The sequence below is a fragment of the Duganella sp. AC237 genome, from assembly GCF_979254035.1.
This window is the reverse complement of sequence record NZ_CEEDEW010000003.1, coordinates 3,709,653-3,734,622: the sequence shown is the minus strand read 5'-3', so window position 1 is coordinate 3,734,622 and position 24,970 is coordinate 3,709,653. Positions and strand designations below refer to the sequence as shown.

Annotated in this window: 19 protein-coding genes and 1 pseudogene; 5 read left to right on the top strand and 15 right to left on the bottom strand. The window is 64.6% G+C overall.

The annotated features are described in order from the left end of the window. Nucleotides 1–209 precede the first annotated feature (209 nt). A complete protein-coding gene (locus AC0IYS_RS16595) occupies nucleotides 210–1,925 on the bottom strand; it encodes a thiamine pyrophosphate-dependent enzyme (RefSeq protein WP_471706189.1) in 1,716 nt (571 codons plus the stop codon). A 187-nt stretch (nucleotides 1,926–2,112) separates the two neighbouring features. On the opposite strand from AC0IYS_RS16595, the gene AC0IYS_RS16590 reads away from it, so the two are divergent. Next, on the top strand, nucleotides 2,113–4,728 hold the full coding sequence (locus AC0IYS_RS16590; protein WP_471706188.1) for an excinuclease ABC subunit UvrA: 2,616 nt from the start codon (nucleotides 2,113–2,115) through the stop codon (nucleotides 4,726–4,728). A gap of 72 nt (nucleotides 4,729–4,800) precedes the next feature. On the opposite strand, the gene AC0IYS_RS16585 is transcribed toward AC0IYS_RS16590, so the two are convergent. The 5 genes from AC0IYS_RS16585 to AC0IYS_RS16565 form a co-directional block, all read right to left on the bottom strand. Further along, a complete protein-coding gene (locus AC0IYS_RS16585; RefSeq protein WP_471706187.1) occupies nucleotides 4,801–6,528 on the bottom strand; it encodes a tannase/feruloyl esterase family alpha/beta hydrolase in 1,728 nt (575 codons plus the stop codon). A 129-nt stretch (nucleotides 6,529–6,657) separates the two neighbouring features. Beyond that, on the bottom strand, nucleotides 6,658–7,830 hold the full coding sequence (locus AC0IYS_RS16580; protein ID WP_471706185.1) for an ABC transporter substrate-binding protein: 1,173 nt from the start codon (nucleotides 7,828–7,830) through the stop codon (nucleotides 6,658–6,660). Nucleotides 7,831–7,853: 23 nt separating this feature from the next. Then, nucleotides 7,854–9,725: a feruloyl-CoA synthase gene (locus tag AC0IYS_RS16575; RefSeq protein ID WP_471706184.1), complete on the bottom strand. Its 1,872-nt coding sequence runs from the start codon at nucleotides 9,723–9,725 to the stop codon at nucleotides 7,854–7,856. A 12-nt stretch (nucleotides 9,726–9,737) separates the two neighbouring features. After that, nucleotides 9,738–11,183: an aldehyde dehydrogenase gene (locus AC0IYS_RS16570; RefSeq protein WP_471706183.1), complete on the bottom strand. Its 1,446-nt coding sequence runs from the start codon at nucleotides 11,181–11,183 to the stop codon at nucleotides 9,738–9,740. 29 nt (nucleotides 11,184–11,212) lie between these two features. Then, nucleotides 11,213–12,046, bottom strand: coding sequence for a p-hydroxycinnamoyl CoA hydratase/lyase (locus AC0IYS_RS16565; RefSeq protein ID WP_463450669.1), 834 nt, complete (start codon nucleotides 12,044–12,046; stop codon nucleotides 11,213–11,215). A gap of 105 nt (nucleotides 12,047–12,151) precedes the next feature. Here AC0IYS_RS16565 and AC0IYS_RS16560 point away from each other — a divergent pair, with 105 nt between their 5' ends. After that, nucleotides 12,152–12,607 carry a MarR family winged helix-turn-helix transcriptional regulator gene (locus AC0IYS_RS16560; protein WP_090319988.1) on the top strand — a complete coding sequence of 152 codons (456 nt, stop codon included), beginning with the start codon at nucleotides 12,152–12,154 and terminating at the stop codon, nucleotides 12,605–12,607. A 9-nt stretch (nucleotides 12,608–12,616) separates the two neighbouring features. Here the strand turns inward: AC0IYS_RS16560 and AC0IYS_RS16555 are convergent, their stop codons facing one another. The 9 genes and pseudogenes from AC0IYS_RS16555 to AC0IYS_RS16515 form a co-directional block, all read right to left on the bottom strand. Continuing rightward, nucleotides 12,617–13,921 (bottom strand): cation:proton antiporter, encoded by a 1,305-nt coding sequence (locus AC0IYS_RS16555; protein WP_471706182.1) that lies wholly within the window; start codon nucleotides 13,919–13,921, stop codon nucleotides 12,617–12,619. Between the two features lie 149 nt (nucleotides 13,922–14,070). Further along, nucleotides 14,071–14,847, bottom strand: coding sequence for a transporter substrate-binding domain-containing protein (locus AC0IYS_RS16550; protein WP_471706181.1), 777 nt, complete (start codon nucleotides 14,845–14,847; stop codon nucleotides 14,071–14,073). A gap of 22 nt (nucleotides 14,848–14,869) precedes the next feature. Next, the gene (locus AC0IYS_RS16545) at nucleotides 14,870–15,790 is read right to left on the bottom strand and encodes an isoaspartyl peptidase/L-asparaginase (RefSeq protein WP_471706180.1); all 921 of its coding nucleotides are present in this window, start codon (nucleotides 15,788–15,790) and stop codon (nucleotides 14,870–14,872) included. Next, on the bottom strand, nucleotides 15,790–16,527 hold the full coding sequence (locus tag AC0IYS_RS16540) for an amino acid ABC transporter ATP-binding protein (RefSeq protein WP_471706179.1): 738 nt from the start codon (nucleotides 16,525–16,527) through the stop codon (nucleotides 15,790–15,792). The genes AC0IYS_RS16545 and AC0IYS_RS16540 overlap by 1 nt, the downstream gene beginning before the upstream one ends. Before the next feature lies 1 nt (nucleotide 16,528). Then, entirely contained in the window at nucleotides 16,529–17,200 is a 672-nt protein-coding gene (locus AC0IYS_RS16535; protein ID WP_471706178.1) for an amino acid ABC transporter permease, read from the bottom strand. After that, nucleotides 17,200–17,871, bottom strand: coding sequence for an amino acid ABC transporter permease (locus AC0IYS_RS16530; protein WP_471706177.1), 672 nt, complete (start codon nucleotides 17,869–17,871; stop codon nucleotides 17,200–17,202). Before AC0IYS_RS16530 ends, AC0IYS_RS16535 begins: the two co-directional genes overlap by 1 nt. A 106-nt stretch (nucleotides 17,872–17,977) precedes the next feature. Further along, nucleotides 17,978–18,721, bottom strand: coding sequence for a copper homeostasis protein CutC (locus AC0IYS_RS16525; protein ID WP_471706176.1), 744 nt, complete (start codon nucleotides 18,719–18,721; stop codon nucleotides 17,978–17,980). Next, nucleotides 18,718–19,638 (bottom strand): ROK family protein, encoded by a 921-nt coding sequence (locus AC0IYS_RS16520; protein ID WP_471706175.1) that lies wholly within the window; start codon nucleotides 19,636–19,638, stop codon nucleotides 18,718–18,720. Before AC0IYS_RS16520 ends, AC0IYS_RS16525 begins: the two co-directional genes overlap by 4 nt. A gap of 65 nt (nucleotides 19,639–19,703) precedes the next feature. Further along, nucleotides 19,704–20,791: pseudogene (locus tag AC0IYS_RS16515) on the bottom strand (DUF445 domain-containing protein). Between the two features lie 250 nt (nucleotides 20,792–21,041). On the opposite strand from AC0IYS_RS16515, the gene AC0IYS_RS16510 reads away from it, so the two are divergent. From AC0IYS_RS16510 to AC0IYS_RS16500, 3 genes are all read left to right on the top strand, one after another. Further along, nucleotides 21,042–21,695 carry a pentapeptide repeat-containing protein gene (locus AC0IYS_RS16510; protein ID WP_471706174.1) on the top strand — a complete coding sequence of 218 codons (654 nt, stop codon included), beginning with the start codon at nucleotides 21,042–21,044 and terminating at the stop codon, nucleotides 21,693–21,695. A 460-nt stretch (nucleotides 21,696–22,155) separates the two neighbouring features. After that, nucleotides 22,156–23,322, top strand: a complete 1,167-nt coding sequence (locus tag AC0IYS_RS16505; RefSeq protein ID WP_471706173.1) for a pectate lyase family protein — start codon at nucleotides 22,156–22,158, stop codon at nucleotides 23,320–23,322. A gap of 169 nt (nucleotides 23,323–23,491) precedes the next feature. Beyond that, the gene (locus AC0IYS_RS16500) at nucleotides 23,492–24,967 is read left to right on the top strand and encodes a pectate lyase family protein (protein WP_471706172.1); all 1,476 of its coding nucleotides are present in this window, start codon (nucleotides 23,492–23,494) and stop codon (nucleotides 24,965–24,967) included. Nucleotides 24,968–24,970 lie beyond the last annotated feature (3 nt).

Sequence of the window (24,970 nt, the reverse complement as noted above, 5' to 3'; positions counted from 1 at the left end):
TCCAGTTAAAAAAACACCGTCGCGGTAAAGCGACGGTGTACAAACTGCCCCGGGGGATGGGGCAGGAGAGCTAGAACCCGTTACAGAAAAATGCCACAAAATCGGTTGAATGATTGCGCGACCATTTCAGTGTAGGTTCGCCCTCCGGGCTTGTCAACATAAAGTTGTCAAAAAATGTTAACCGCAAACATTTGATGTTGGAGGGGTGCTTATTTGACGAAATTGTCCTTGATCATGTCGACCACATCGCTACCCCGACCACTGAGCACCGCCTTGACCGAGTACAGCGCGGTGCCCAGGACCTGGGAAGCCTGTATGTTCGGCGGCATGACCAGTTCGAAGCGGTCGGTCGTCACGTCAAGCAAGGCCGGACCCGGGTGCGCCAGCCAGGCCTGCACCTCCGATTCGAGTTCGGCCGCCGATTCGACGCGGCGGCCGTAGATGCCGATCGCCTCCGCCACCGCCGCGAAGTTTGGATTTTTCAGCTCGGTGTAGGCGTCGAGCAGGCCCTCGACCTTTTGTTCCAGTTCGACGAAGCCCAGCGAGCCGTTGTTGTAGACGGCGACCTTGATGGCGATGTTCTCCTGTACCGCCGTGATCAAGTCGCCCATCATCATCGTCAGTCCACCGTCGCCGGACAGCGAGATCACCTGGCGCTGCGGGAACGCCTTCTTCGCGCCCAGCGCCTGCGGCATGGCGTTGGCCATGGTGCCGTGGGTCAGGCTGACCAGGGTGCGGCGCTTGCCGGTGGCACGGGTATGGCGCAGCACCCATACCATCGGCGAGCCGCCGTCGGCGGTGAAGATGCAGTCGTCGTCGGCGTGCTTGTCGATCATCGCGGTCAGGTACTGCGGGCGGATCGTGCCGCCGTCGCCCGGCGTGGCGCGCTCGTTCAGGTGTTCGACCGCCTTGTGGTGCCGTTCGACGCAGTGGTCGAGGAATTCGCGGTCGCCGCGCACCTGCACGCGCGGCAGCAGTGCCGCCAGGGTGGTGGCGATGTCGCCGCAGGCGCCCACTTCCACCGGGTGGCGCCGCCCCAGGTGGGTGGGGTCGATGTCGATCTGGATGATGCGCGCGTGCGCGGGGTAGTACTGGCGCCAGGCGAAGTCGCATCCAAGCAGCAGCAGGGTGTCGCACTCGGTCACTGCATGGTAGCCGGAGTCGATGCCGAAGATGCCGGTCATGCCGACGTTATAGGGATTGTTGTACTCGACGAAATCCTTGGCGCGCGAGGTGTGCGCGATCGGCGCCTTGATACGCTCGGCCAGCGCCATCAGCGGCCCGTGCGCGCCTTCGCAACCGGAACCCGCGTAGATCGCCACCTTTTTGCCGTCGTTGATGATTTCGGCGATGCGGTTCATTTCCGTGTCCGAGGGCCGGCTTTGCGGCTGCGGCAGGTGGACCGAGAAGTGCGGCTCGTCGACCGCCGATTCCTTGGACAGGTCGACCGGCAGGATGATCACCGCCACGCCGCCCTTGGTCATGGCCGCCTGCGCCGCCATGGTGGTGATGCGCCTGGCGTGGGCCGGCGTGCGGATCTCCTGGCAAAACACGCTGCACTGGTCGTAGATCGGCTTGTAGTCGACCTCCTGCGGGAAGTCGGTCCCCAGCTCGTCGCGGGTGATCTGGCTGGCGATCAGCACCACCGGCGAGCGGTTGCGGTGCGCCTCGAACAAGCCGTTGATGAAATGCAGGCTGCCCGGCCCGCAGGAGCCGGCGCACAAGGTCAGGCGGTTGGCGACGATGGCCTCGGCGCCGGCGGCGAAACCGCCTGCCTCCTCGTGCCGCACATGCACCCATTCGATCTCGCTGACGCGAATGGCGTCGGTGATGTAGTTCAGGGAATCGCCGGGAATGCCCCAGCAATGTTTGGCCCCGGCTTGCTGCAAGGTTTCGATAACGACTTCGGCGACTGTTTTGGCCATGATTGAATTCCTGTTTCAATGATTGGATCAGTGCAGTTTATCGCTGGTAACGGGGAGGGAGCGCACGCGTCTTCCTAAGTCTTGTAGATTGGCAACGATGCGCTCCAGTTGGCGATCCGGTACGTTGCCGTACATACTAATTTCCCGGAATCGATGATGCTGGGATAAATTACTATAGGAACGTTTTATGGCCAAGCACCGCCCTTCAAGCCCCGGCGAACAGACCCGCTCAGCCATCGAGACCGCCGACGCGGGCTACGTCCGCGTGCGCGGCGCGCGCGAGCATAATCTTCAGAACGTCGATGTCGATATTCCGCGCAACGCGCTGGTGGTGTTCACCGGCGTATCCGGCTCCGGCAAATCGTCGCTGGCTTTCGGCACCTTGTATGCGGAGGCGCAGCGGCGCTATCTCGAATCGGTGTCGCCTTATGCGAGGCGCCTGTTCCATCAGATGGCGGTGCCGGAGGTCGACGCCATCGACGGCCTGCCGCCGGCGGTGGCGTTGCAGCAGCAGCGCGGCGCGCCGACGACCCGTTCATCGGTCGGCAGTGTCAGCACCTTGTCCAATTCGCTGCGCATGTTGTACTCGCGCGCCGGCGACTATCCGCCCGGCCAGGAGCTGCTGTACGCCGAATCGTTCTCGCCCAACACGCCGCAGGGCGCGTGCCCGCAGTGTCATGGACTGGGCCGGGTGTACGAGGCGACCGAGCGCTCGATGGTGCCGGACGATAGCCTGACGATACGCGAACGGGCGGTGGCTGCATGGCCCACCGCCTGGCACGGACAGAACTTGCGCGATATCCTGGTGACGCTCGGCTACGACGTCGACACGCCGTGGCGCGAGCTGCCCAAAAAGCAGCGTGACTGGATTTTGTTCACCGACGAGCAGCCCACCGTGCCGGTGTACGCGGGACTGACCCCGGCCGAGGCGCGGCGCGCCCACAAGCGCAAGGAGACGCCGAGCTACCAGGGCACCTTCACCGGTGCGCGCAAGTACGTGCTGCAGACGTTCGCCGGCACCGAGAGCGCGATCATGAAGAAGCGCGTGTCGCAGTACCTGGTGGGCATGGATTGCCCGACCTGCGACGGCAAGCGGCTGCGCACGGAATCGCTGTCGGTGACGTTCTGCGGCCACGATATCACCGAGATCGGGCGCCTGCCCTTGCAGCGGTTGGCGCAGTTGCTGGCGCCTTACGCGGAGGGCAAGCCGCCGGCCGCGAGGACCAAGGCCAAGGCGAAGGACGCCGAGCGCCATCCGGAAAAAGCGATCGTCACGCAGCGCATCGCCCAGGATCTGTTGGCGCGGCTCGCCGTGCTGCTGGACCTTGGATTGGGTTATTTAAGCCTCGAACGCGGCACGCCGACGTTGTCGCCCGGCGAGCTGCAAAGGCTGCGCCTGGCGACGCAGGTGAGGTCCAGCTTATTCGGCGTGGTCTATGTGCTGGACGAGCCGTCGGCCGGCCTGCATCCGGTCGATACCGAGGCGCTGCTGCGGGCATTGGACCGGCTCATGGCGGCAGGCAATTCGCTGTTCGTCGTCGAGCACGCGCTGGATGTGATACGGCACGCCGACTGGATTGTCGATGTCGGGCCAAAGGCGGGCCAACAGGGTGGCCGCATACTGTACAGCGGCGCGCCGGACGGACTGGCCGGCGTGGAAGAGTCGCGTACCGCGCGGTATCTGTTCGAGCGTGTCGAGCGCTCGCCGCGCACGGTGCGCGCCCCGGCTGACTGGTTGCGGTTGCGCGGTGTCGAGCGCAATAATCTGCATGGCGTCGACGCCGATTTTCCGCTGGGCGTGTTGACCAGCGTGAGCGGCGTTTCGGGCTCCGGAAAGTCAAGCCTCGTGAGTCAGGCGCTGGTCCAACTGGTGCTGGAACAGTTGGGGCAAAACGCGCCCGCCAGCGACGCCGACACCGATTTGGTCGAGGCGGCGCTCGACGATACGGCTGGCGGCGATGTGCGCGGCCGTATCGTCGCCGGCATGGAGGGTGTTCGAAGGCTGGTGCAGGTCGACCAGCGGCCCATCGGGCGCACGCCGCGTTCCAACCTGGCCACTTATACCGGTTTGTTCGACCATGTGCGCAAGCTGTTTGCGGCCACCAAGTCGGCCCGCGCCCGGCATTACGACGCGGGGCGCTTCTCGTTCAACGTCGCCAAGGGCCGTTGTCCGAACTGCGCGGGCGAGGGGTTTGTCATGGTCGAATTGCTGTTCCTGCCGAGTGTCTATGCGCCGTGTCCGGAATGCGAGGGCGCGCGCTATAACCCGGATACGCTGGCGGTGCGCCACCGCGACCGCAATATCGCCGAGGTGTTACAGATGACGGTGGACGCGGCGTGGGAGTTCTTCGCCGAAGAGGCGCCGCTGCGGCATGCGCTGGATGTGCTGCGCGCGGTGGGACTGGGCTATCTGCGTCTCGGGCAGCCGGCGACGGAGCTGTCCGGCGGCGAAGCGCAGCGCATCAAGCTGGCCACCGAACTACAGCGCGCCAGCCGTGGCGACACCTTGTACGTCCTCGATGAACCGACCACGGGTTTGCATCCGTCCGACATCGAGTTGCTGATGACACAGCTGCATGGGCTGGTTGATGCCGGCAACACCGTGGTGGTGGTCGAGCACAATATGCAGGTGCTGGCCGACAGCGACTGGGTGATCGACGTCGGCCCGGGCGCGGGCGAGGAGGGCGGTGCGATCGTCGCCGCCGGCCCGCCGGACCAGTTGGCGAAGGACAAGCGTAGTCGCACGGCGCCGTACTTGTCACGGGCACTCAAGGCATCTACGAAGAACCGTGGGGCGGATTAGCGCGCAGCGCGTAATCCGCCGTACGTCACTTCTGATGGGGCGAAGCTCTCGAGCCGCGCCCCTTCCAAAGTATCACTCGCAGCTGAAGCTGGCGGCATCCTCGATGTTGCCGTTGCCTTTGTACTTGGCGGCCTTCGGATACGGGCACAGCGGACGGGTGCGGTTTGGCGACCAGTTGGCCGGCACGTCGGCATTGGCGCCTCCCGCATTGCCGGCGCCGCGCACGCTGGCGATGACGTTGTCCGGCGCCTGGCCGCGTTCGACCCACGCGACTAGCGGCGTCAGCATGTCGAACTGCTCCGCCGACGGGCCGCCGCCGCAGTGGTTCATGCCGGGCACGCGGAAGAAACGGGCGAAGTTCGAGGCGTCGCCGCCATTGGCCGCGCGCAAGCCGTCATACCAGGTGGTGGTGTCGTCGCTGGAAAAGATCGGATCGGCGGTGCCGTGGTACACCATCATCTTGCCGCCACGGCTTTTCAAGGTGCCGAGGTTGGTCGGGTTGGGCGGCAGCATGAACGACAGCGCGCTTTCCGTGTACACGGAGGTGGTGGCGCCAACCCTGGCCAGCATGCTGTCGACGTTGCCGGTCAGCGCGAACTGCGGACCGTTGAAGGTCGCCAGGTTTTCCGGCGGCGCTTGCCAGATCAGTCCGACGGCGCCTGAGTCGCGGGTCAGCGGGCTGTTGAACTTCCAGTCGGCCCAGCCGCCCGTCGAGATGCCGGCGTCATACGGCCAGCTCGAATAGAACTTCGTCCCGGCGCTGGTGGTCGCTCCCGAGAACAAGCCGCCGATGGTGGTTTTTTGCGCGGCGCTCAGGCAGCTGCCGTTGCGCGCGCCCGTGCAGGTCGGCACGTCGCGATCAAGGTTGAAGGCCGCCTGGCACGCCTGCGTGTTCTGGATCAAGCCGTCGGCGGCGCCGTCGAGCGCGTCGCATTTCGCCAGCACGGCGTTCTCGACGGTGGTGCGTTCGGCCTTGGTGAAACCGGTCGACAGGTCGCCCGGCGTGGTGGCCAGCGCATTGTAGGCCTGTGCGCCGGCAATGTTGGCGATCGCCGCCAGCGGCAGGCGGAAGCCCGGATTGCCGACCAGGAAGCCGTCGTATTGGTCGGCGAAGCGGGCTGCGGCCACCATCGCGTGCCGCCCGCCATTGGAGCAGCCGCCGTAGTAGGAGCGCTCCGGCGCCTTGCCGTAAGCGATCTGGATCAGGTTCTTGGCCATCGGCGTCAGCTTGCCGGCCGCCTGGTAGCCGTAGTCGAGCCGCGCTTGCGGATCGATGCCGAAGGCGGGATTGGGCGCACCGTGGCCGGCGTCGGAACTGATGACCGCAAAGCCCATGTTAAGCGCGCTGTCCAGCGGACCGCCGCCGCCAACCTGACCGGTGGCCGGGACGACCGAGCCGTCCAGGCCGCCGTTGCCTTGATAGAAGAAGCGGCCGTTCCAGTTCAGCGGCAGGCGCATCTCGAAGCCGATCGCGTAGCGGGCGCCGTCGACGGTGCTGACGCGGTCGAACATGCGGCCGGTCACCTGGCAATGGGCCGTGACTGGTTTGCCGGCCACGCGCAAGGTGCCGGCGGCCATGCTGTTGGCGCCGGTGATGGTGGTGTTGGCGAGCTGCACTCGGGTGACCAAATCGGTGCAGGACGGCAGCGCTGCGCCGGTGGCGGCCGCCAGGCGCGGCAGGCCGGTACTGTCGAGGCTGTCGCCGCCGCCGGCGCATGCGCTTAGCAGCAATGCCGCCGAGATGGCGGTGGCGAGTGGCAGTATCGGGGCTGTGGATGGGTTGATGTCGCGGCTTTTCATGCGAGTTGTCTCCTCTGTTCTTGCAAAGCGATGGACGTGCGGGCCCCGCGCAGCGTTCTGAGGGCTGCGTCGGGACCTGCCTTGGGGGTGAAGCGGGGTGGTGCTGGGTGGAGCGGGTTGGAACGAAACCTAGTTCGGCATCACGTCTTTGAGCGTGCTGATCGGCTGGTTGACCAGCTTGCCGTTGACCTTCTTGACCTCACGGACGTACATGTTCTGCACGATATCGCGCGAGGCCGGGTCGATGCTGATCGGGCCGCGCGGGCTGTCCAGCTTCATGCCCGACAATACCTTCATGGCGGTGTCGCCGGTGACCTTGCCATTCAGCTTGCGGATGGTTTCGTACAGCATGGCCATCGTGTCGTACGCGGCCACGGTGACGAAGGTCGGCGGACGCGCGTTCGGCAGGGCGGCTGCGTAGGCGGTCAGGAAGGATTTGTTGGTGGCGTTGTCCAGCGCCGTCGAATAGTTCAGCACCGTGATGGCGCCCAGCGCGCGGTCGCCCAGCGCTTCCAGCGTCGGATGGTCGCTGGTCATGTCGCCCACGCCCAGGAATTTGATGCCGGCCTTGTCCAGGCCCTTGTCGCTGAAGGCCTTGAGCAGGGCGGTGCCGTCTTCGGCGCCGGGAGCGAAGAAGAACAGCGCGTCCGGCTTCTCGTCCTTGATGCGCTGGATGAACGGCGAGTAGTCCGGATTGGCCAACGGCACGCGCGACGCGCCAACCAACTTGCCGCCGCCGGCGGTGAAACCCTTGCCGAAGCGGGCCTCGGCGTCGATGCCGGTGCTGTAGTCGCTCACCAGCGTGTACACCTTGCCGACCTTGTTCTGGGCGGTCCAGGTGCCGAAAGGCTCGGTCATCTGCTGCATCGTCATACTGGTGCGCAGCATGTACGGCGACTTGGCGGTGATGCCGGTGGTGACGGCGTTCATGACGATCATCGGAATCTTGGCCTGGGTGGCGATCGGCGCCACCGCCAGCGCGCTAGGCGTCAGCGAGAAGCCGATCAGGAAGCTGACCTTGTCGCGCGAGATCAGCTCCTGGGCGGCCCGCTTGGACATGTCGGCGTTGGTGCCGCCGTCGTCGCGGTAGATGATCTCGATCTTCTTGCCGGCCACGGTGGCGCCGTACTGCAGCATATAGGTTTTGATGCCATCCTCGAACGGCTTGCCGGTGTTGGCGAAAGGCCCGGTCAGCGCGGCGATGACGCCGACCTTGATGCTGTCCTGAGCCTGCGCTACACCGGTGCCGATCAAGGCCACGCTGACGACCATGCCGATGTTGGCCAGTTTTTTAAGTTTCATTGCTTGTCTCCGTCTTTTTTGGTTTATGCCGCGATGATTACTTGTGGATCCGTGCCTTCATACAGCGCTTCGACGACGGCCGCGCGCCGCGTCAGCACCGCCGACTGGTTGATCGAACCCTTGTCGGTCATCTCGCGATGATCGACGGACGGCGGTTCGGGTAACAGCAGCAGCCGGTCGATGCGCATCGACGAACCGCTGGCGTCCTGGTTCAACAACTTGAGCAGGCGCGCGAACCAGGCCCGCACCGGTGCGCTTGCCAGCACTTCGGCGGCGCTGGCGTCCGGGCCCAGTTCCGACAGCACCTGGCAGTGCTCCATCCGCGGGAACAGCAGCAGGCCGATGGCGTTGCGGTCGATGCCGGTGACCACCGCGTCCAGCACATAAGGCGCGGCGGCACTGATCACCTTCGCGCGCAGCGGACCGACGCTGACGAAGGTGCCGGTACTGAGCTTGAAGTCCTCGGCGATGCGGCCGTCGAACATGAAGCCCAGCTCCGGTCTTTCCGGATCGACGAAGCGCAGGGCGTCGCCGGTGCAGTAGTAGCCATCCTCGTCGAAGACGGCGGCGTTCAGGTCCGGCGCGCGCCAGTAGCCCGGCATCACGTGCGGGCCGCTGAAGCGCGCTTCCAGCTTGTCGCCGAACGGTACCAGCTTGACCTTGCAGCCCGGCGCCGGTACGCCGACGTAGCCGGCCTTGATGATGGAGCCGGTGCCGAAGGTGCACGACGGCGACGTCTCCGTCATGCCCAGCCCCGTGATGATGCGTACCGATTCGCCGGTTTCGGCGATGGCGGCGTTGTCCAGCCTGTCCCACGCCGCCTGCGACAGTCCGGCGCCGGCGCACAGGAACAGCTTCACGCGTGAGAAGAAGTTGGCGCTCAGTTGGGCGTCGGTCTTCATGGCGTCGGTCAGCATCTCGAACCCTTTGGGGATATTGAAATACATCGTCGGCGCGATCTCGCGCAGGTTCCTCAGGGTGGTGGGGAAGTCGCGCGGGGTTGGCTTGCCGTCGTCCAGGTACAGGGTGCCGCCGTTATACAGCACAATGCCGACATTGTGGCTGCCGCCGAAGGTGTGGTTCCATGGCAGCCAGTCGAGCAGCACCGGCGGCTCGTCGCCCATGAACGGAAAGGTTTGCAGCAGCATCTGCTGATTGCTGCACAACATACCGTGGGTGGTGGTGACCGCTTTCGGTTTTTTGATCGAGCCGGAGGTGAACAGGAACTTGGCGACCGTGTCGACGCCGACGGCGGCGTGCGCCGCTTCGACGGTCGAGGGTGCCGTGTCAAGCAGCGACTGGAAGCTGGTGGACTGCTGGCCCGGGACTTCGCCGTGGGCCAGTATCAGTTCCACGTCGGCCGGCATCACCGCCTGGATGGCGCGGGTGTAGGCGGCGCCATCGCAGGCGAACAGCGCGCCTGGCGTCAGCTTGGCCAGCATTTCCGACAGCTTGGTGAAATCGGTCGCCACCAGACAATACGATGGCGACACCGGTGCATAGGGAATGCCGGCGTACATGGCTCCCAGCGCGAGCTGGAAGTGTTCCAGGTCGTTACCGGACAGGATCACCAGCGGACGTTCGGCCGACAGGCCGCGATCGAGCAGCGCCTGGCCGATGCTGCGGGCGCGGCGCAGCACCTCGGCGTACGACAGCCGTATCCATTCGCCGGCGCCATCGGCCGCGCGGCGCGCGACCAGGGTACGCTCCGGGTGGGCGGCGGCGCCTGATTCCAGGCGGTCGGTGAAGCGCGACGGGAACGCCTCCAGCGGCGTGACGGCGTCCACGTGCCACAGGCCGTCGGCCTGGTAGGCCGCGATCTGCGGATTGCCCAGTCTGACCGGGCGTCGCTTTGCCGTGCCGCCGGGCTGCTCCGCGTTCATCGATTGATTCATGCGGAGCTCCTGTCAGATCGGATAATGGCGCGAGGTGGTCTGGATCGTGATCCAGCGCAGCTCCGTGAACTCGGCGATGGCCGCCTTGCCGCCGAAACGCCCGTAGCCGCTACCTTTGACGCCGCCGAACGGCATTTGCGCCTCATCGTGCACGGTCGGACCGTTGATGTGGCAGATGCCCGATTCGATGCGGCGCGCGACGGCCATCGCGCGGCCGATGTCACGGCTGAAGACCGCCGACGACAGGCCGTACTCGCTGTCGTTGGCCAGCGCGATGGCTTCCTCGTCGGTATCGAAGCGCAGGATCGAGACGATGGGACCGAACGACTCCTCCTGATAGACCTTCATCTCCGGCGTCACGCCGTCGACGATGGCCGGCTGCATGATGTTGCCGACCACTTCGGCCGAGCTTTGCGTGACCTTGGCGCCGCGATCGCGGGCGTCCTGCAGCATGGCGGCCACGCGGGTGGTGGCCGATGGATCGATCATGCCGGACAGCGGCGCGTCGCTTTGCGCCGCTTTCAATGTCGCGGTCTTGGCGGCCAGCTTTTCCAGGAAGGCCGGCGCCACTTTGTTGTCGACCAAAATGCGGTCGGCCGACATGCAGATCTGGCCCTGGTTGAAGAAGGCGCTGAACGCGGCCGCTTCCACGGCTTCGTCCAGGTCCGCGTCGTCCAGGATCAGCAGAGGGTTCTTGCCGCCCAGTTCCAGCAAAACGGGTTTCAGGTGGCGGGCGCAATGCTGGGCGATGATGCGGCCGACATTGGTCGAACCGGTGAAGTTGACGCGGCGGACGGCCGGCGCGGCGATCAGGCGTTCCACCACCTGGGGCGCATCCTGCGGCGCGTTGGTTAGGACGTTGACGACGCCCGGTGCGAAGCCGGCTTCCTCGAACACGGCGCCGATCAGGCGGTGCAGCGCCGGGCACAATTCGGAAGCCTTGAGGATCACGGTATTGCCGCAGGCGAGCGGCATGGCGATAGCGCGGGTGCCCAGGATGATCGGGGCGTTCCACGGCGCCAGGCCGACCACCACGCCGCACGCCTGGCGCAGGCCCATGGCCATCGAGCCGGGGACGTCGGACGGAATGACCTCGCCGCTGATCTGGGTGGTCATCGACGCCGCCTCGCGCAGCATGTTCCCGGCCAGGGTGACGTTGAACTGATACCACATCGGGCTGCCGCCGGCTTCGGCGACGCCGCGGGCGACGAATTCGGCGCGGTATTTTTCCATCGTGTCGGCGGCCTTCAGCAGCAGGGCGCGGCGGGCGCCGGGCGCCATCGCCGACCATGCGGGAAAGGCTTCCTGCGCGGCTTTCACTGCGCGGTCGACATCGGCCAGTTGCGCGGCGGCGGCGCGGGTGACCACCTCGCCGGTGGCGGGGCTGCGCCGTTCGAAAGTGGTGTTGTCCTGGGCGGCGGCGCCTTGGCCGCCGATCAGCAGATCGGTGTCAAACATGGTTGTCTCCTTTATTTTTATTGTAGAGTTTAGCCGCGTTTGAAAGTCTGCAGACCTGGCTTGATCGTCTTATCGTCCAGGAACTGCTTGAGGCCTTGCGCGCGTCCTTTTTCCGGATCGCGGTAGTTGGACTGGTCGACCTTTGCGTACAGGTAGTCTTCGTTCTGGTCCCAATTCAGTTCGCGGCAGCGCTTGAAGCCGTTCTTGGCGATGCGCAGCACGGTCGGCGCCTTGGCCAGCAGTTTTTCGGCCAGCGCGACCACTTCGTCGCGCAGCTGGGCGCGTGGCACGCTCTTGTTGATCAGGCCCATGGCGGCCGCTTCCTGGCCGGTGAAGGTGTCGCCGGTCATAATGTAGTGCAGCGCCTGGCGGTGGCCCATGGTGTCGGCGACGGCTTTGCTGACCAGGTTACCGGGCGGGATGCCCCAGTTGATCTCGGACAGGCCGAACACCGCTTCGTCGGCGGCGATGGCCAGGTCGCAGGCGACCAGCGGCGAGAACGCCCCGCCGAAGCACCAGCCGTTGACCATGGCGATGGTGGGCTTGCTGTACATGCGCAGCAGCTTCCATTGCCACTGCGAGCAGTCGCGGCGCAGGCGCTCCTGAAAAATCTCCGGCTTGCCGTCGTTCTCGCGGAAGTATTCTTTCAGGTCCATGCCGGCGGTCCAGGCGTCGCCGGCGCCGGTCAGCACGATGACTTGCGCTTCCTCGTCCAGTTCCAGCGTTTCCAGAACGTCGATCATCTCGCGGTTCAGGGTCGGGCTCATGGCGTTGCGCTTGTCCGGGCGGTTCAGGGTGATCCAGCCGATACCTTTTTCAACATCGACTTTGACGGTTTCCCAGCGGGCTTCATATTTGGACATACAATGTGTCTCCTTTTAGTTCGCTAATGTTTGGTTTTAAGTATCAGGCTACCTGATATGTGACTTATACTATACCCACCTCTTTTGTTTTACAAGAAAATTTTTATGGTCAAAGCAGATTTTTCCGATAGCACTAAACCGTTGGGGCTGGCCTACCTGGTGGGGCGTCTCGATCACGTGTTGAACAAGCGCCTGCGCGATTGCTGCGCGCCTGCTGGTGTGACGGTGCCGCAGTACACGGCGTTGTCGGTGTTCCGGGCGCAGGGTGCGTTATCGAATGCGCAGCTGGCGGTGCGGACGATGGTGTCGCCACAATCGGCCAACGAGATGGTGAAGTCGATCGAAGCGAAGGGCTGGATCGAGCGCACGCCCGATCCCTCGCACGGCCGCATCATCCAGATCCAGCTGACCGAAGCCGGGCACGCGATCCTGGCGCAATGCGACGGCAAAGTGAGGGAAGTGGAGATGCAGATGTTCCCCGACATGGATCACGAGGAACGCGTGCGCCTGCATGGGCTGCTGCGCGGCGCGGTGCGCGCGCTTAGCCTGGAAGGTATTTGAGCCGGCCGCTCACTGGCGCCGGGGCCACACGCTTTCCATCAACGGCTTGACGCTCAGGCCATGCACAACGATCGACAGCATGATGACGAACAGCGAAATGTGCGTCAGGCGTTGCGCCAGGTCCGGTGCCAACCCCTGTTCGATCGCGTACATCAGGTAGTAGATCGAGCCGATACCGCGCACGCCGAACCATGCCGTCATCGCACGTAGCCGCATGCTGGTGTCGCCGCCCGCCAGGCCGAGGAATACGCTGGCCGGACGCGCGATGAAGAACAGGAAGGCGGCCATCCAGACCGCATCCCAATCCATGTTATGCAGCGAGATCATGCCGCCCAGTAGCAGCACGAGGGTCAGTTCGGACAGGCGTTCCAGGTGCTCCTTGAATACCAGCGACTCGGTGCTGACGGTCATCGGCACTTCGTGCGTTTCGCTGCTCCTGGCGGCGGCCGATTTGGCCACGTCCTGCTCCAGCAAGCCTTGACGGTCCCTGGGTGCGCCGGCCAGCACCAACTCGGTCTGGCGCAGCGCCACGGCGGCGAAGAACACCGCCAGGAACCCCCACGCGTGTATCAGGCTGGAGACGCCGTAAACCACCGCGATCAGGCCCAGCCCCACCAGGTCGTCCATGATTTCGTGCTGCGGTTTGATGATGCGCAGGCGCCAGCCCAGGCGCGCCGTCAGGGTGCCGCCCAGGTAGCCCACGGCGATTGCCGCCCCCGTCGCCCAGACCACGTCGACCAGGAACCAGCGCCAGTGCCAGGCGCCGGTGTCGTCGCCCATGCCCAGCATGGCCAGGCCGAGGAACACGAACGGGAAGGCGCTGCCGTCGTTCATGCCGGCCTCGCAGGTGAGCGTGAAGCGCAGCTGGTCCTTGTCGCCCGCGTGGCGCACCTGGACGTCGGTGGCCAGCACCGGATCGGTCGGCGCCAATATGCCGCCCAACAGGATGCCGGCGCCCAGCGGCAGGCCGAGGACGAAGAAGCCGAAGGCAGCCACCAGCGCCACCGTCAACGTCATCGAGACCCAGGCCAGCCGCAGCGGCGCGTCCCAGTGGCGCAGTTTGAACGGCACCGGCATCTTGATACCGGCGGAGAACAGCGAAATCAGGATGGCAATCTCGGTCAGTACCTCCAGCAGGTCCGATTGCAGCATCGGGTCGAAGTCGAGGATGTTGAACACGGTCGGTCCGAGCAGGATGCCGAAGCCGAGATACACCATCGCCGATGTAAAAGGCGAGCGCGAGATGGTGGTCGCCGCCAGGCCGCGCGCGAGCATCAGCAGGCCGACCAGCAGGAACCAGTGGTTGGTGTTCACGCGGTCTCCGGGCGTGGGCCGAGCGGACGCCGGATGTTGGCTGGATCGAAAGGTTGCTTGCGGTATTTTTTCATTGGGGGCGATACTCCTCGAATAAGAATAGGAATATCGCCCGCCACTGTCTGTGGGCTAGTGCACACGTAAGCGAACTACAACGCCGGCGGCGCGCTTTTCTCTCCCCACCACTTGCGGTAATTGACGGCGTAGTCGCCCGTCTTGACGTAATCGGCAACGAAGGCGTTGACGAACTTGAGCATCTCCGGGTCGCCCTTCGCCACGGCGATGCCGATCGGGGTCTGGCCGTGGATGCCCGGCAGGACGCCGAGCTGGTCGTTCTTGCTGGCGAGGTAGTCGAGCAGCGACGAATCCTCTATCCCGGCGTCGACGCGCTTTTGCTTGAGCAGCAGCACGCCGTCCGGCGCGAAATTGTCGGTGTAGACGAATATCGCTTGCGGCGCCGACTGCTTCAGGAAGGCGTCCGCCGTGGTGCCGCGACCGACCACCACGCGCTTGCCTTTGAGATCCGCCAATGTCTTGATCCCGGCGCTTTTCTGCACAATCACGCGCAGCCCGGCCATGTTGTAAGGCTTGGAAAAGTCGACCACACGCGCCCGTTGCGGCGTGATCGATACGTTGGCCACCACCAGGTCCAGCTGCTTCGACATCAGCATCGAGATGCGCGCGTCCGCCGAAACGTCCGAGAACCGCACCGGCACGCCGAGCTTGGCCGCGAGCTGCGTGGCGACATCGACGTCGTACCCGACCGGCTCATTCTTTCTGTTGCGGAATCCAACCGGCTCGCCGCCAAGCGAGACGCCGATCCGCACGTAACCGCGCGCCTTGATCTCCTCGATGCGGCCGGCGACGGCGGAACCGGCGATCATGGTCAGGACCGCGATGGCGGCGATGCGTTTCAATTGCGGCATGTCGATTCCTTATTTAGGTTTTTTACACAGCGCTGGCGACGCGTAGTTCCGGCGCGGCCATGTGTTCGTCCCAATACCAGTAACGTATCTCCTCGTCGCAGCGGAAGCTGACAACCTTGTGATTGCCCATCGCGTCCATGGCGTGGATGACGACTTCCGCCAGGAAGCCGGTCTTCAACTCGCCCAGTTCCTCGACCGCCAGCTTGACGGCGTCGTCGAGCGAGTGGCCGAGCCGCAGTGCCAGCACGATGCTGCGCGAAGTCCCGCAGCGCATCGTCATCTCGCCGGTGTGGGTGCAGGCGGCAGCGCCGTACCGGCTATCGGCGTAGAATCCGGCGCCGACGATGGGCGAGTCGCCCAGACGGCCCGGATACTTCCACGCCCAGCCGGAGGTCGAGGTAACCACGCCCAGTCCCTGCGAGGCGTCGCGAGCGAGGAAAACGGTGGTGTCGCGCACCCGCTCCGGGTCGGTGATCGTGTTGCTGAGCGGGGCGAGGGCGATGTCGGGGAAGGCGGCCAGCTGCTCCGGCGTCATTTCCTTCTGCAGGCGTTCCCACCATACGCGCTTGCTGTCCGGGTGCAGCGTGTCGTCGACCGCGAATCCGCGCTCGGTGGCGAAACGGCGCGCGCCGGCGCCCGTCAGCATCACGTGCGGCAGGTGCTTCATGACCTCGTGCGCGAGCGCGGAAACGGGCAACGTGGCAGGCACGGCGCCGACCGCGCCGACGTCGCGCGTGGTGCCGTCCATGACGCCGGCGTCGAACTCCATTTCGCCCAGCATATTTGGCCAGCCGCCGTAGCCGACGCTGCGCACCTTGGCTTCGCGTTCGACCTTGGCGATGCCGGCGATCATGGCGTCGATGCCGGCGCCGTCTTGTTTGAGCAGATCGACGGTGGTGTCGAAGCCGGGCCAGGCCTCGGCGTTGGCAAGCAGCATTTTCATCAATGGTCTTTCTTCATCTTGGAGAGGAATTGGGCGATGCGCGGGTGTGCCAGTCCGCCGTCGGCTGCGAAGAATTCCGCCGTCGGCAGGTCGGCCAGCAGGCGGCCCTGTTCGAGGAAAACGATGCGGTTGGAGATCTGGCGGGCGAAGTCGATTTCGTGGGTGACGAACAGCATCGTCGTGCCGGCTGCCGCCAGCCTGGCAAGGATGTCCAGCACCTCGGCGGTCATCTCGGGATCGAGCGCGCTGGTGACTTCGTCGAGCAGCAGGTAGCGCGGCTTCATGGCCAGCGCGCGGCAGATCCCGACGCGCTGGCGCTGGCCGCCGGATAATTGTGCGGGGTAGGCGTCTGCGCGGTCCGACAGGCCGACGGAGGCCAGCAGCTCGCGGGCGGCGTCTTCGGACTCGCGCCGCGGCACCTTCAGCACTTCGACCGGCGCCAGCGTGATGTTTTGCAGCGCCGTCATGTGCGGGTACAGGTGGAACAACTGGAACACGGTGCCCGAGCAGCGGCGCGCCTGTTGCAGTTGTTTGGGATCGTCGACGCGGAAGCCGTCGATGGCGATGCTGCCCTTGTCCAGTTTCTCCAACCCGTTGATGCAGCGGATCAGCGTGGACTTGCCCGAACCGCTGGCGCCCAGTATGGAGACCACTTCGCCCGGCGCGACGCGCAGATTGACGCCATCGAGCACCTTGGTCTGGCCGAAGCTTTTGCCGACGCCTTCGATTTGAATCATGCTACAAACCTTTCCATTGGCTGTGGGCGCGCAGCCGGTTTTCCAGGCGCGCGCAGGTGCTGGCGATCAGCTTCGCCATCAGGTAGTACAGCAGGCCGACCACCGTCCAGACGATGAACGGCTTGAGCGTGCGCAGGTTCAGGATGGCGCCGACCTTGGTCAGATCGAGCACGCCGATCACGGAGATCAGCGACGTCACCTGCAACTGGTTCACAAGTAAGCCGGTCAGCGGTCCGAGGCCGAAGGCCGCCGCCTGGGGGGCGACCACCTTGCGCAGGATTTGCCAGCGGCTCAAGCCGAACACGCGCGCGGTTTCCAGCTGTTCGCGGCCGATCGATTCAATCGCGGATACCGCGATGACGTAGACGAAGGCCGCCGTATTGCCGGATAAGGTGATGACTGCCGCCTGCACCGGCGTGATGTCCGTCTCCAGCAGCACCGGCAAGCCAAAGAAGACGAGGAACAGTTGCACCAGCACCGGTGAATTTTTCAGCAGTTCCGCGACGGCGGCGAAGAAGGGCGACAGCACCGGCGTGCGGTAATAGCGCAGCACCGCCCAGCTCAAACCGATAATCAGGCCAATCAGCGTGGTGGCGGCGAACAGTGCGACCGAGACGCCGGCGCCTTGCAGCATCAACAGGATGTCGTGGACGGTGAACTCGGTATAACGCATCAGTTGACGCCCAGCGCGCGCTCGCGGTTAAGGCGGCGGTGCAGCGCGCCGGCGGTCAGCGACACCAGATAGGTGAGCGTGACGTAGGCCACCAGCAGCAGGGCGTAGACTTCGAACGGCGCGAAGGTGTCGGCGGCGACGATCTTGGCCGCTCCCGTCAATTCATTGAGGGTGATGGCGGACAGGATGGACGACGTCAGTATCAGGTTGACGAACACGGAGCCGAGCGGCCGCACCGAGGTGCGCAAGGCGATCGGCAGCACGATCTTCTGGTAGATGACGCGGCGCGACAGGCCGCTGACCTGCGCCGCTTCGATCACGCCGGGATCGATGGCGAGGATGCCGGAGCGGATAACGTCGGACGTGAAGGCGCCGCCGGCCAGCGACAGCGCCAGCACGCCGGTGCTGAAGGCGTCGAGCTCAATGCCGAGTTCCGGCAGGCCGTAGAACAGGAAGAACAGCTGGACGATGAAGGGGACGTTGCGGAAGATGTCGACGTAGATATCGGCCAGCCGTCGCGGTAGCGGGGCGGCCGAGGCGCGCAGCAGGGCGACGGCGACTCCCACCGCCAGTCCGCCGGCCAGGGCGAGCGCGCAAGCGAGCGCCGTCAGGCGTGCGCCGGCCGCGAGGTCGGGGAGATAGGGCGCAAGGAGCGTGGGGTCGAACGTCAAACAGTGAGCTCCAACCTGAAAAGCGATACCGGTTTCACATCAATAGTCACGAGTGTCACACAAAGCGCGGCACGTTTCAAGCGGCGCTACGCGGTGCGTAAGTACATTATTTGGTGCGCAGCGCGGCCTTCAGCGCCGCCACCCGTGTCACACTGGTCTGCCGCCGCGCGCCGGTGTCGAAGCCGAAGGCCAGCACCGGCGGCATGCTGGCCGCCACCGGCGCGGAGCAGGAGGCATGCACTTCACGCACCGGCAGCGTGTCGAGCAGCCGGCCGACGTTGTCGGCGCCGATGCCGGCGCCGGGCATGATGGTGATGCGGTCGCCGGCGGCGTCGAAGCAGCGCTGCAAGCCGCGCAGGCCCTCCAGCGCGCGGGGCGCGCCGCCGGACGTGAGGATGCGCGCAAAACCCAGGTCGATGGCCAATCTGGTCGCCACCGCCAGATCGGGGCACAGGTCTATTGCCCGGTGCAGCGTGCTTTCAAGCCCGTGGTCGCGCGCGCGCCGCACCAGCCGTTCCAGCGTTTGATGATCCAGCTCGCCGTTGCGCAGCGAGGCGCCGAGCACCACGCCTTGCAGACCGACGGCGGCCACCGCGTCGATCTCGTTGAGCATCAGCTGGATCTCGACGTCGTCGAAACAGAAGTCGCCCCCGCGCGGACGTATCATCGCCACCACCGGCAGCGGACTGGCCGCCGCCACGCGCAGCAGGCCGGAAGTGGGCGTCAGGCCGCCGACTTCCAAAGCGCCGCATAGCTCGATGCGGTCGGCGCCGCCCGCGATCGCGGCCGACAGGCCCTCGACGTTGTCGACGCAGACTTCCAGCGCGATGGGGGCGGCGATATCGATCATGATTCTTTTCGACATTCGGCGAGCCCCAGCCAGGCGGCGCCGATCAATCCCGGTTCGGCGCCGGATTGTCCTTGCACGATGATCGCGGCGCCGGTCTTGCGCAGGATGCGCGCGCGCACCGCCTGATCGAGCATGGCGATCAGCGGCGCGCTATTGGACAGGCCACCGCCGACCGGCAGCACGGACGCGCCGATCGTGTTGACCAGCATCGCCAGCGGGCCGGAGAGAATGTCGACGAAGCAGTCGATGGTGCGGGCGGCGTTGGCGTCGCCGTCCTGCCAGGCGTCGATGATTTGCCGGCTATCGAGCGGCGAGGCGCCGGGATGCAGCGCGGCGTGCACCCGTTCCAGTCCGCGCGCGCCGCCGATGGCGTCCAGGCAGCCGGTCTGGCCGCAGCCGCAGGCGAAGCGCGGGATCGCCTGCGGCGGCGTGCCGGCGAAGTGGGGCGCGACCGGGCCGTGTCCCCATTCGCCGGCGAAGCCGCCCGGCCCGCCGATCAGTCGCCCATCGATCACCAGGCCGCCGCCGACGCCGGTGCCGAGGATCAGGCCGAAGACGTTGGCGTGGCCGCGACCCGCGCCGGCATGGGCCTCGGCCAGCGCGAAGCAATCGGCGTCGTTGGCGATCCAGACCGGCAGGTTCAGTTCGGCGGCGAGGTCGGCGGCCAGCGCGCGGCCGTCGATGCAGGGGATGTTGGCGCATTTGATGCGGCCGTCGGCGGGGTCGATGACGCCGGCAATGGAGATGGCCACGCCGCGCGACGGGCCGCCGGCGGCGATCAGCTCTTTCATGGCGGCGCTGAAGGCGGCGAAGTCGTGCGCGGGTGTGGGGATGCGGCGCAGTTCGCCGATCTGGCCGTCGGCGCTGGCGCCGGCGGATTTGATGGCGCTGCCGCCGATGTCAAAGCAAGTGATCATGGTTCCAACGTAACAATTTATATAGCGTCAGGATGCACTTTCCGTTGGCGTTTGACAATACCTGCTTAAAACATCGTCACAATGAAATGGATCACGACACCCACCAGCCCGCCGACCAGAGTGCCGTTGATGCGGATAAACTGCAAGTCGCGCCCGATCGACAGCTCGATCCGGTTGCTCATTTCTTCCTTGGTCCACGTTGCCAGTTGCGCCTCGATGAACAGGCCGACCTCACCGCGATACTTTTCACCAGCTGCGCGCTGCCGGATTCGATTGCGCGGTTCAGGCTGTCGCCCACCGCCGGATTGTCGGTCAGCAGCTTGCCGGCATTCTCGACCAGCCGCCGGGCGCTGGCGGGAATGCTTGGCGTCTCGCTGCGCAAGTCGTCCAGCAGCCGGGCGCGCAAGGTATCCCAGATGCCGTCGAACATGTGCTGCACGGTCTCGCTGGTCAGTGCCTGCTGTTGATAGCGGCCGATGGCCTCCTGCCAGGCCGGATCGCCCTTGAGCCGCAGCGCGCTATTGGCGATCCACACGCCCAGCCGCTGGCGCACCTCGTGCGAGCGGTTGAGCCGCATCTCGGCCACTTTCTCGATCGACGAACGGATGATCCGGGGCATGGCCTTGCGCAACGCATACTTGAGCACCGAGCTTTCGGTGTTGACCGCGCTCTGCACCATCGCCTCGATGGTCGGGTGGTTGGCCGGATCGGACAGATAGACGGCGAATTGGTCGAGCGCCGCGTCCACCAGCTGCTGCGGCTGATCCTCGGCGACCAGCGCCTCGACACAGTCGCCCGCCAGCCCGGACAGGTCAATGCGCGCGAGTTCGCGCGTTGCCACGTCGCGCAGCATGCGGCGGATCTTGTCGTGGTCGGCCATCTGCAGCAGCTTTTCCAGCGCTGGCCCGACCCAGGCGCTCAGTTGCGCGGCGTTGGTCTGCATGTAACGGCCGGCGCGGCCGGCGATATCGACCTGGCGGATGCGCTGGGCGATGCCTTCCTCGGTGATGAAGTGGTTCTCGACAAAGTTGCCCAGGCTTTTGCCGATGCTGTCCTTGCTGTTGGGGATGATGGCGGTGTGCCACAGCGGAATGCCGAGCGGGTGGCGGAACAGCGCGGTGACGGCGAACCAGTCGGCGATGGCGCCCACCATGGCCGCCTCGGAGAACGCCTCCAGATAGCCCCAGGCCGGATGGCCGCCGTGTTGCGAGCGCGCCAGCGCGAACAGCAGGGCGGCGAGCACCAGCAAACCCAGTGCGACCGCTTGCATGGTGCGCAGCCGGGCGCGCTTGATGGCGTCCTCGGTGTCGTCCAGCTGGCGGATGATGTCGATATCACGTTTCATGCGTTCGCTTCTGATAAAATTCTGCCTGATGATACATGACAACTCTACGATTTCCGGCGTGACGCTCGACAGGGCGGAACTTGAACAACACCTGTCGCAAGCGGTGCGCCGCTTCGATGGTTGCACCTTCGACGACGCCGACCTGTCGCGGCTCGATCTGCAGGGCTGCACCTTCGAACGCTGCACCTTCCTTGGCTCGATATTATTCGCTTGCAAGATGGCCCGCACCAGCTGGCTGCGCTGCCGTGCCGGTGGCGCCGATTTCGAATCGGCCGACGCCGTCGATGCGCGCTTCGAAGGCTGCGACCTGAACAATACCAAGTGGCGGCGCGCCAAGCTGGCATCGGCATCGTATCGTGGCTGCAAGCTGACCGGCGCTTCGTTCGAGGAGGTGTCGCATCTGGGCATCCATTTCGAGGAGAGCCTGCTGGTCGGCGCCGACATGCGCGGCTTTTCGTTCCGCAAGGCGACCCTGAAGGAACTGGATCTGTCCGACGCTTATCTGGCCGGCTGCGATTTCCGCGACGCCGTCTTCGAAGGAGGCAGTTTGCGCAACGCGGTGCTGAAGCTGGCGAAGTTCCAGGGCGCGGACCTGCGCGGCACCGACATCGAGGGCGTGAAGCTGGCCGACGCCGGCATGTTCAAGGGCGCCGTCATCTCGCACGCGCAAGCGGCAAGCTTCCTTCGCGAGTTGGGATTCATCGTCAGCTAGTCGCCAGTCCCGTTCGCGGATTGCACCGTGCAAGCCTGAGTTCACGAAAAAACAACTACTGAAAAACTTGACTTGTCATACCCCTTGCGATTGAGATATGATTTCTCTAGGGAAATCTTCGGCCTTAACCAAGACCTCCAGAGCCTCCCCAAGCGCCCCGACACCGCCGGGGCGTGACTATAAGCGCCTTATAATCAAGGGCTTATCACGGCGGCGCCAAACTCCTCCCGGGCGCAGTACTGCTGCACAGCAAATCGAATTATTTCCGACAGACAGCCCAGGCTAGTCATACGATATCGGATGACCTTCTAAATAATCAAGCGCTTGATTATTTGAATCGCCGAGGTATCAGCCAGCACAGGCTGCTAATCTTAATTTTCATTTTGGCATCTTTGCCGATGCTGTGAATGACATAAGCGACCTTTTTAAAGGTCCGACACCGACCATTAAGGACACACCCATGGCACCGAAGTACTCACTGTTATGCGCCGCATTGGCGGCAATTTGCTCCACCGGCGCGTTGGCCGCCGACGCCACGCTCGACACGGCGCCGACCACCGGCTTTGCCGGCACCAATGGCGGCACCTCCGGCGGCGCGGCCGCGCCGTCGACCGCGATCTACAAGGTCAGCTCGGCGGCGCAACTGATGGCCGCGCTTAAAGCGCAGGGCGACAAACCGAAAATCATCAAGCTGTACGGCACCATCGATCCGACCGATGCCGACAACGGCGGCCCGTTTAAAAGCGTTGCCGATCAAAAGGCGCGCCTGGAGATCCAACTGGGCAGCAATACGACTTTGATCGGCGTGGGCGGCGATGCCAAGCTGGTCAACGCCAATCTGGTCGTCAACGGCAAGAAGAACGTCATCATCCGCAACCTGAACATCAATCTGCCGTGCGATCTGTTCCCGGTCTGGGACCCCAAGGATGGCCCCGTCGGCAACTGGAATTCGGAGTATGACGGGGTGACCATCCTGGCCTCGACCAACGTCTGGGTCGATCACAACGTCTTCACCGACGCGCCCAAGACCGATGACAAGTCGCCCGTCGAGAACGGCAAGATCAAGCAGTGCCACGACGGCGCGCTTGACGTCAAGAACGCGTCGGATTATGTGACCGTGTCGAACAATCGGTTTGAGCTGCATGAGAAGAACAACTTGGTCGGTTCGAGCGACGAGAGGACCACCGACGAGGGACACCTGACGGTTACCTTCAACAACAACCACTATCTAAATATCGGCGAGCGGGCGCCGCGTGTACGCTTTGGCAAAGTGCACATCTATAACAACTACTTCCAGGGCTCGCGCACCCACGCGATTTACCGGCACCAGTACAGCATCGGCGTTGCCTACAAAGCCAAGATTATCTCGAGCAACAACGCGTTCGAGATCGTCGGCGCCAGCAGCTGCCCGGACATCGTCAAGAATCCCGGCTCGTCCAGCAAGCCGGGCGCGATCACCGATACCGGCTCGCTGTTGAACGGCAATCCGCTGAATGTGGCGGGTGCGTGTAGCGAGAGCAGCGCGGTCGGCTGGACCGTGCCGTACACCGCGTCGCCGATGGCGGCATCGGCGGTGAAGGGCTCCGTGCTGAGCAACGCGGGCACCGGCAAGCTGACCGTCGATTAACACCATTGAAGCAATCCACGCCCCGCTATGACAGGGGCGTTCCCTTTAGCCTGTCCCACAGGCTACCACGGTGGCGCCAAGATTTCTCCCCGGGCGCGGTTCTGTTGCAGTTGTCCATCCAAGTGGCCTGTTTGAAGGCCCGTAACTAACCCGTTAGGAGACAAAAATCATGGCACCAAAATATTCCGTAATGTGTGCGGCGCTGGCAGCGCTGTTTTCAACCAGCGCCTACGCCGCCGATTGGCCCACCGGCTTTTCGAAATGCGCCGATGAGGGCGGGACTTGCAAGGCGGGAACCACGAGCCGCCAGGTCTCGTTCGGCTTGAAGGATAAGTGGGTGATCAAAACCCTGTCCGGCAATGTGGCGTGCACCACGGCGACTTTCGGTTCTGATCCGAATGCGGGGGTGGCTGAAAAATGTGCGGTTGGTCCGCTGTCGTCGACGCCAACCCCGACACCTACGCCAACCCCGACGCCGACCCCGACGCCGACCCCGACGCCAACTCCCACTCCGACGCCGACGCCTACGCCTACGCCAACTCCGGGCGACGCCACCTATCAGTCGGCGCCTGCATCGGGCTGGGCCGGCACTAACGGCGGCACCACCGGCGGCGCGGCCGCGCCATCGACCGCGATCTACAAGGTCAGTTCCGCGTCGCAGCTGATGGCGGCGATCAAGGCCCAGGGCGACAATCCGAAGATCATCAAACTGTACGGAACCATCGATCCGACCTCGTCGGACAACGGCGGCCCGTACACCAGCAAGGACGACCAGGCCGCACGTCTGCAGATCAAGCTGGGCAGCAATACCACTTTGATCGGCGTTGGCAGCGATGCCAAGCTGGTCAACGCCAATCTGGTCGTCAACGGCAAGAAGAATGTCATCATCCGCAACTTGAACATCAGCCTGCCATGCGACAAATATCCGTTGTGGGATCCGAACGATGGGGCCAACGGCAACTGGAACTCGGAGTATGACGGCGTCACCATCCTGGCCTCGACCAACGTCTGGGTCGACCACAATGTCTTCACCGACGCACCCAAGACCGATGACCAGTTGCCGACGGAGAACGGCATGCTCAAGCAGTGCCACGACGGCGCGCTGGACGTCAAGAACGCCTCGGACTATGTGACGGTGTCGAACAATCGATTCGAGCTGCACGCCAAGAACAACCTGGTGGGTTCTTCCGACAGCCGGACCACGGACGATGGCCATTTGACGGTTACCTTCAACAACAACCACTACCTGAACATCAGCGACCGCGCGCCGCGTGTGCGTTTCGGTAAGGTTCACGTCTACAACAACTACTTCGAGGGTTCGCGCAGCCATCCGGTGTACAAGCATCAGTACAGCATCGGCGTGGCTTACCTGGCGAAGGTGATTTCCACCAACAATGCGTTCGAGATCGCCGGCGCCAGCAGCTGTCCGGACATCGTCAAGAATCCGGGCTCGTCGAGCAAGACCGGCGCGATTGTCGATACCGGTTCGCTGTTGAACGGCAGCGCGTTGAACGTGGCCGGTGCGTGCAGCTTCAGCAACGCTGTCGGCTGGACCGTGCCGTATTCGTACTCGCCGCTGGGGGCGTCGGCGGTGAAGGCGTCGGTGCTGAGTAACGCGGGGACGGGGAAATTGACCGTGAATTAAGGC